The organism is Nonomuraea terrae, assembly GCF_004348995.1.
In the GTDB taxonomy this organism is placed as follows: Bacteria; Actinomycetota; Actinomycetes; order Streptosporangiales; family Streptosporangiaceae; genus Nonomuraea; species Nonomuraea terrae.
Genome location: NZ_SMKQ01000105.1, coordinates 22204 through 28747 on the forward strand (window position 1 = coordinate 22204; position 6544 = coordinate 28747).

The window sequence follows — 6544 nt, forward strand, 5'->3', positions numbered from 1 at the left end:
AAGGCGACCGATGAGTGGTCAGTGGGCGCTGCGCCGGCTGCCGTTCGTCGTCATGCCGGCGGTGGCGCTGACCGACCTGCTCGCGGGCCCGTCGCTGGGCTTCCTCCCGCTGCTCACACTCGGGCCGAGCTTCGCCTCGGTCACGGGCAGCGTGCGGCGCACCGCGATCGCCGGAATGGTGGCGCTCGTGCTGGCCGTCCTCCTCGGCGCCTACAACGGGGTGCTGTCCACCTGGCAGCACGACCTCAGCCTCGCCACGATCGTCAGCGTCACCGGCGCGAGCATGCTCGCCGGCCACCTGCGGCTGCGGCGCGAACGCGAGCTGGCCGACGTCCGCCTGGTGGCCGAGACCGCCCAGCGCGTGCTGCTGCGCCCGGTGCCGCGCAAGGCCGCCGACCTGCGGGTGGCGCTGTCCTACACCTCGGCCGCGGCCGGCGCCCGCATCGGCGGCGACCTGTACGAGGTCGTCACCACCCCCTACGGTGTGCGGCTGCTCATCGGGGACGTGCAGGGCAAGGGACTGGACGCGGTCGAGACGGCCGCGTGGGTGCTCGGCGCGTTCCGCGAGGCCGCGTACGACGAGGCCGACCTCAGCAGCGTCGGCGAACGGCTGGAATCGAGCCTGGCCCGGCAGCTGGGCGGCGAGACGTTCGTGACGGCGATCGTCGCCGAAGTGCGGAACGGGTGCATCACCCTGCTCAACCACGGCCATCCCCCGCCCTACCTGATCAGCGCCGACGGGACGGCCGCCGCGCTGGAGCCGCCCGCCGAGGGGCTGCCGCTGGGGCTCGGCGCCCTGCATCCCGAACGACCGAAACCGAGCCAGGCGGACTTCCGCGAGGGCGACCGCATCCTGTTCTTCACAGACGGCGTGATCGAGGCCCGGGACGCCGCCGGTGACTTCTATCCCCTCCCCGAACGCATCGGCCTGCTCCTGGCCGGCGACCCGCAAACGGCCTTGAACGCGCTGGGCGCCGACCTCGTCCGCCACACCGGCGGTCCCCTCCACGACGACGCCGCCATGCTCCTCCTCCACCGCCCCACCGAGGCCCACCCCCGCGGGGCCGGCGTCGAGCCGGAGCCGGTCCACCAGCCGGGGTAGCGGTCGTACGGGGGCGCGCGTGCACGCGCTGCCGGACGGGCCGGCGGTCAGCTGCGCCACCAGATCGCGGGCCGTCAACCGGATGGTTGGTTTGCAACCGTACGGTTGGAGGTGGCTATGATGACCGGATGGCACCCAAGGTCTCGACCGCGGCCACCCGGGCGGCCCTGCTCGCGGCCGCTCGGGAGGAGTTCGCCGCCTACGGCGTGGCGGGCGCCCGCGTGGATCGCATCGCCGAGCGCGCCGGGGTCAACAAAGAGCGCATCTACGGACACTTCGGCAACAAGGAGAAGTTGTTCGACGCGGTCATCACCGAGGCGCTCGACGACCTGACCGCCCAGATCGCGCTACCAGGGGGCGATCCGGCCGACTACGTGGCCAAGCGGGCCGACTACTACCAGGCTCATCCCGAGCTGGTGCGGCTGCTGATGTGGGAGGCGCTCAACTACCGCGGCCAGGAGCTGCTCCCGGGTCAGGAGAGCCGGGTGGAGCGCTGCGCCCGCAAGGCCGCCTCGCTGGCGGTCGCGCGCGGCGAGGAGCCGTCCGCCGAGACGGCGCGGATGTTGTTCGTCCTGACGGGGCTGGCGTTGTTCCCCGCGATGATGCCACAGCTGGCCCGCATCATCCTGGGCGAGGACGCCGACGACCACGAGGCCATGCGCGACCACATCGCCGGGTTCGTCGCCGCCGCCCTCACACAGCCCAGCCGGTGAGGCGGGCGCCGATGGTGATCATGGGCGGGCGTTCGTCGATGCCGACGTCCTTGGTGCACACGTCGTGCCCGGTCTCCGTCCGGCGGAACTGGGCCAAATGGCGCGACGGGCAGTGACCGGCGGTGATCTTGCCTTGGCGTTCCAGGCGGGACCAGGCGGCCAGCATGATCTGGCAGGCCATGCATCCGAGCGCCTCGGTCGACTGCGGCGCGTGCTCGCGCGAGCCCAGGTCCACCTGGGCCAACGCGTCCAGCCCTGCGAGGTCGAGCAGGTCGATCAGCAGCCCGAGCTCCACCCCGTAGCCGGTCAGGAACGGCACGCGTTCGAGGGCCGAGCGGCGGCCGGCGTACTCCCCGGCGAGGGGCTGGACGAAACCCGCGAGCTGCGGCCAGTGCAGGTTGATGAGCGGGCGGGCGACGAGCTCGGTGACGCGGCCCCCGCCGTTGGGGGAGCCGTTGAGCGGCCGGTCATAGCAGCCTTTGACGTACGCGACCCTCGGATCCGCCAGCAACGGGCCAAGTAGCCCGAATACCATAGAAGAGCGAAATTTCCGGATATCGGCGTCGACGAACACCACCACATCCCCCGACGTCACCGCCAGCGACTTCCACAGCGCCTCCCCCTTGCCGCTGAGCGGCTCCAGGTCGGGCAGGATCTCGTCCTGGGCGTGCACCTTGGCCCCCGCCCGCGCGGCCACCTGGGCCGTGTCGTCGCTGGAGCGCGAGTCGATGACGACGACCTCGTCCACGAGCGCGTCGAGCTCCCGCCGGATCACTCCGACGATCTCCCCCACGGTTTCGCGCTCGTCGCGGGCCGGGAGCACCACGCTGACCGTGGTCGTCCCTTTGGCGGCCGCCAGGTCCCGGATGTTCCAGTCTCCGGCGGACGAAGTACGGCGTCGCAACCATCCTTGCACTTCAGGAAGCATGCGAGCCTCCCCCCGTATCCCCACATGTCAGCTTATGTGGTGGTGGCGTGCCGCTCCAGGAACGTGTAGACGTCGGCTTCGTCCACCCCCGGGAACGACCCGGGCGGCAGCGCGGCCAGCACGTGGGAGTTGGCCCGCGCGGACGGCCAGGCGTAGCCCTCCCAGCGCTCGGCCAGCTCGGCGGGCGGGCGCCGGCAGCAGTCGCCGTTCGGGCAGTTGGACTTGGTGCGGTGGGTGGTCTCGCGCCCCCGGAACCAGCGCGACTCCTTGTACGGCACTCCGAGCGTGATGGCGAAATCCCGTTCCCTCGACGGGTCGACGTGGGCCACACAGAAGTACGTACCCGTGGGCGAGTCGGAGTACTGGTAGTACACCGAGAACCGGTCGGGTGAGGCGAACACCTGCCTCCCCGACCACTGCAGGCACATCCGCTGCCCCTCGATGGCCCCCTGCTCGTCGGCGGGGAAGACGATGCCGTCGTTCTCGTAGGCCTTGTAGATGGTGCCGCTGGCGTCGTTGCGCACGAAGTGGCAGGCGAGCCCGAGGTGGTGCGTGGCGAGGTTGGTGAAGCGGTGGGCGGCCATCTCGTACGACACCGCGAACACGTCGCGCAGGTCCTCCACCGACAGCGCCCGCGCCGCCTTGGCCTCCTGCAGGTAGAGCGCGGCGGCCTTCTCGGGCACGAGCACGGCGGCGGCGAAGTAGTTGGCCTCGGTGCGCTGACGCAGGAAGTCGGCGAAGTCGCGCGGCCGGTCGTGGCCGAGCGCGAGGTGGCCGAGCGTCTGCAGCAGGATCGTGCGCGGGGTGTGCATGCCGAGCTGCTCATGCTTGACGTAGATGCGGCGGTTGCGCAGGTCGGTGATGGAACGCACCGAGCGCGGCAGGTCCTGGGCGGTGTGCACGGTGTAGCCGAAGTGCGTGACCAGGCCCTGGATCGTGCTCTGCGACAGGGCGCCCGTACGGTAGCCGACCGCGTCGAGCGCCTCGGCGGCGGCCTTCTCGATGTCGGGGAAGTAGTTGCCCACCTCGCGCTGCCGCCGGCGCAGCTCGGCGTTGGCGACCCTGGCCTCCTCGGGGGTGGCGGTGCCGCGGGCCTGGCGGGCGCGCAGCTCGCCGTACAGGCCGAGGATGTGCTCCAGCACGTCGTTGGGCACGCGCGCGGAGACCTTCAGCCGGGGCAGCCCGAGCCCGGCGTAGAGGGGATCGCGCTGCGCCTCCTCCAGCGCGATCTCCAGCTGGGCGCGGCGGTTGGGCGGCTGGCGGCGCAGCAGCTCCTCGACCGGTACGCCGAGGGCGCCGGCCAGTGACTTGAGCAGGGAGAGCTTGGGCTCGCGCTTGCCGTTCTCCAGCAGCGAGAGCTGGCTGGGGGCGCGCCCGACGCGGGATCCCAGGTCGGACAGCGTGAGGCCGCGCTGTTTGCGCAGGTGGCGCAGGCGCTGGCCAAACGCGATGAGATCGAGCTCCTGCGTCAAAGACAGCGGTTCTTCGCCCAGCAAGGAGACCATGGCGGCATCTTAGACAGAAAATCGGGCCATTTTCCAGACTTCGCACCCGGCCTGTCGCGCCGGACTTGCCCTCGGGCGCCGGAGCTCCCGCATCCCCGTTCTCGCCGGGACATTGGTCTAGGCCATTGGTAAAACTTGCGATTTCTTCGCTACTGAATACCCGCAAGTAATGCACAGTGACGGAATTTCTACGAATGTTCTTCCGACTGCGGGCTGTTGACCCGGTCCCCTGGGGCAGAAACTCGCCGTAGGCCCCCAGGGGACGGCAAAGGAGTGAACAGTGACAGATCGCCTCAAGGGAGCTGCTGAGCAGCTGCGGAACGAATGGGACAACAACCCTCGCTGGGAGGGCATCGAGCGCACCTACACCGCCGAGGACGTCATCAGGTTGCGCGGCAGCGTCCAGGAGGAGCACACACTCGCCCGGCTCGGCGCCGAGCGGCTGTGGAGCCTGCTCCACACCGAGGACTTCGTCTCCTCGCTCGGCGCGCTCACCGGCAACCAGGCCGTGCAGCAGGTGCGGGCGGGCCTCAAGGCGATCTACCTGTCGGGCTGGCAGGTGGCCGCCGACGCGAACCTGGGCGGCCACACCTACCCCGACCAGAGCCTCTACCCGGCCAACTCCGTGCCGGCGGTCGTCCGGCGGATCAACAACGCGCTGCTGCGCGCCGACCAGATCACCTGGTCGGAGGGCGTCGAGGACGCGCCGCACTGGCTGGCGCCGATCGTCGCCGACGCCGAGGCCGGCTTCGGCGGCGTGCTCAACGCGTTCGAGCTCATGAAGGGCATGATCGCAGCCGGCGCCGCGGGCGTGCACTGGGAGGACCAGCTCGCCTCCGAGAAGAAGTGCGGCCACCTGGGCGGCAAGGTGCTGATCCCGACCGGCCATCACATCAAGACCCTGAACGCCGCCCGGCTCGCCGCCGACGTGTGCGGCGTGCCGTCACTGATCGTCGCGCGGACCGACGCCCAGGCCGCGACGCTGCTGACCAGTGACGTGGACCCGCTCGACCAGCGGTTCATCACCGGCGAGCGCACCGCCGAGGGCTTCTACCGGGTCAGGAACGGCCTGGAGGCCTGCGTGGCGCGCGGCCTGGCGTACGCGCCGTACTCCGACCTGCTCTGGATGGAGACCGGCACGCCGGACCTGGACGTGGCACGCGCGTTCGCCGAGGCGATCAAGGCCGAGTACCCGGACCAGATGCTCGCCTACAACTGCTCGCCCTCGTTCAACTGGAAGAAACACCTCGACGACTCCACCATCGCGAAGTTCCAGCGCGAGCTGGGGCACATGGGGTACAAGTTCCAGTTCATCACCCTCGCCGGGTTCCACTCGCTCAACTACTCCATGTTCGACCTCGCCCAGGGGTACGCCACCGACGGCATGTCGGCGTACGTCGAGCTGCAGGAGGCCGAGTTCGCGGCCGAGCGGCGCGGCTACACCGCCACCCGGCACCAGCGCGAGGTCGGCACCGGCTACTTCGACCTGGTCAGCACCGCGGTCGCACCCGACTCCTCGACCACCGCGCTCAAGGGCTCGACGGAGGAGGAGCAGTTCCACGGCTGACCACATGAGCTCGCCGGACTCCTCCAGGGCATGCGAGGGCTCCCCGGCGACGGCCGCGCCAGTCCCCCCAGCACTGGCGCGGCCTGCTCATGCCCGGTCCCGGACGCAGAGCCGTCGTCCGGGGCCGGGCGTTCGAGCGTTCATGGGCTCGGCGTCGCGGTCGGCGTCGGGGGTTCGGAGGTCGAGGAGGTGGGTTCCGGGGTCTCACCGGGGCCGTCCTGCGGGATCGTGGTGATCGAGCCGGACGGCCGCGGGCAGTCCCGCCGCATGGCCGGGTTACCGCGGCCGCGACCGGCCGGGTTCATGCAGCCCGGTTCGTCCACGCCCGGCCGTCCCGGTCCGGCGGTAGGCGCCGGCGGCCGGGTGCGTCCGCGCCGCGGCGGGGGGCTCACCACCGTGGGCGGCCCCAGGGTGCGTGTGACGATCAACATCGGCACCGTGGACGCGGGCGTCTCGGGCCGGGGTGTCGGCGTCCTGGCCGCACGCACCGGGGGCCGGACCACCGGGGTCGCGGTCACCGGCCGCACGGTCGAGTCGGCGCTTCCGTACGTCCGCACGGCCGGCGGGTCGCTCCGCAGCGCGCCCTCGGCGACACCGAGCCCGTCGCCACCGGAGGCCGCGACGACCGTGACGGCCGCCATCGACACCGTGGCCAGGGCCGCGAAGCTGGCGTGCGAGAGTTGTGCTCCCAACCGGGCCCGCGACCGGGCCCCCGACCGGGCCCCCGAC

Annotated in this window: 5 protein-coding genes and 1 pseudogene; 4 read left to right on the forward strand and 2 right to left on the reverse strand. The window is 71.3% G+C overall.

Annotation, left to right across the window (positions count from 1 at the left end; all coding sequences use genetic code 11):
* Positions 1–10: 10 nt before the first annotated feature.
* Entirely contained in the window at positions 11–1102 is a 1092-nt protein-coding gene (locus E1286_RS27870) for a PP2C family protein-serine/threonine phosphatase (RefSeq protein ID WP_132617064.1), read from the forward strand.
* A gap of 128 nt (positions 1103–1230) precedes the next feature.
* Positions 1231–1815 carry a TetR/AcrR family transcriptional regulator gene (locus tag E1286_RS27875; protein WP_132617066.1) on the forward strand — a complete coding sequence of 195 codons (585 nt, stop codon included), beginning with the start codon at positions 1231–1233 and terminating at the stop codon, positions 1813–1815.
* On the opposite strand, the gene E1286_RS27880 is transcribed toward E1286_RS27875, so the two are convergent.
* Complete coding sequence (locus E1286_RS27880) at positions 1796–2743, reverse strand: glucosyl-3-phosphoglycerate synthase (RefSeq protein ID WP_132617068.1); 948 nt, start codon at positions 2741–2743, stop codon at positions 1796–1798. The genes E1286_RS27875 and E1286_RS27880 overlap by 20 nt on opposite strands.
* A 32-nt stretch (positions 2744–2775) precedes the next feature.
* The gene (locus tag E1286_RS27885) at positions 2776–4248 is read right to left on the reverse strand and encodes a helix-turn-helix domain-containing protein (RefSeq protein WP_425464774.1); all 1473 of its coding nucleotides are present in this window, start codon (positions 4246–4248) and stop codon (positions 2776–2778) included.
* A gap of 280 nt (positions 4249–4528) precedes the next feature.
* On the opposite strand from E1286_RS27885, the gene aceA reads away from it, so the two are divergent.
* Both aceA and E1286_RS27895 read left to right on the forward strand, forming a co-directional pair.
* Positions 4529–5815, forward strand: a complete 1287-nt coding sequence (gene aceA / locus E1286_RS27890) for an isocitrate lyase (protein ID WP_132617070.1) — start codon at positions 4529–4531, stop codon at positions 5813–5815.
* 189 nt (positions 5816–6004) lie between these two features.
* Positions 6005–6544 (forward strand): annotated as a pseudogene (locus E1286_RS27895) (hypothetical protein); the annotation flags it as partial.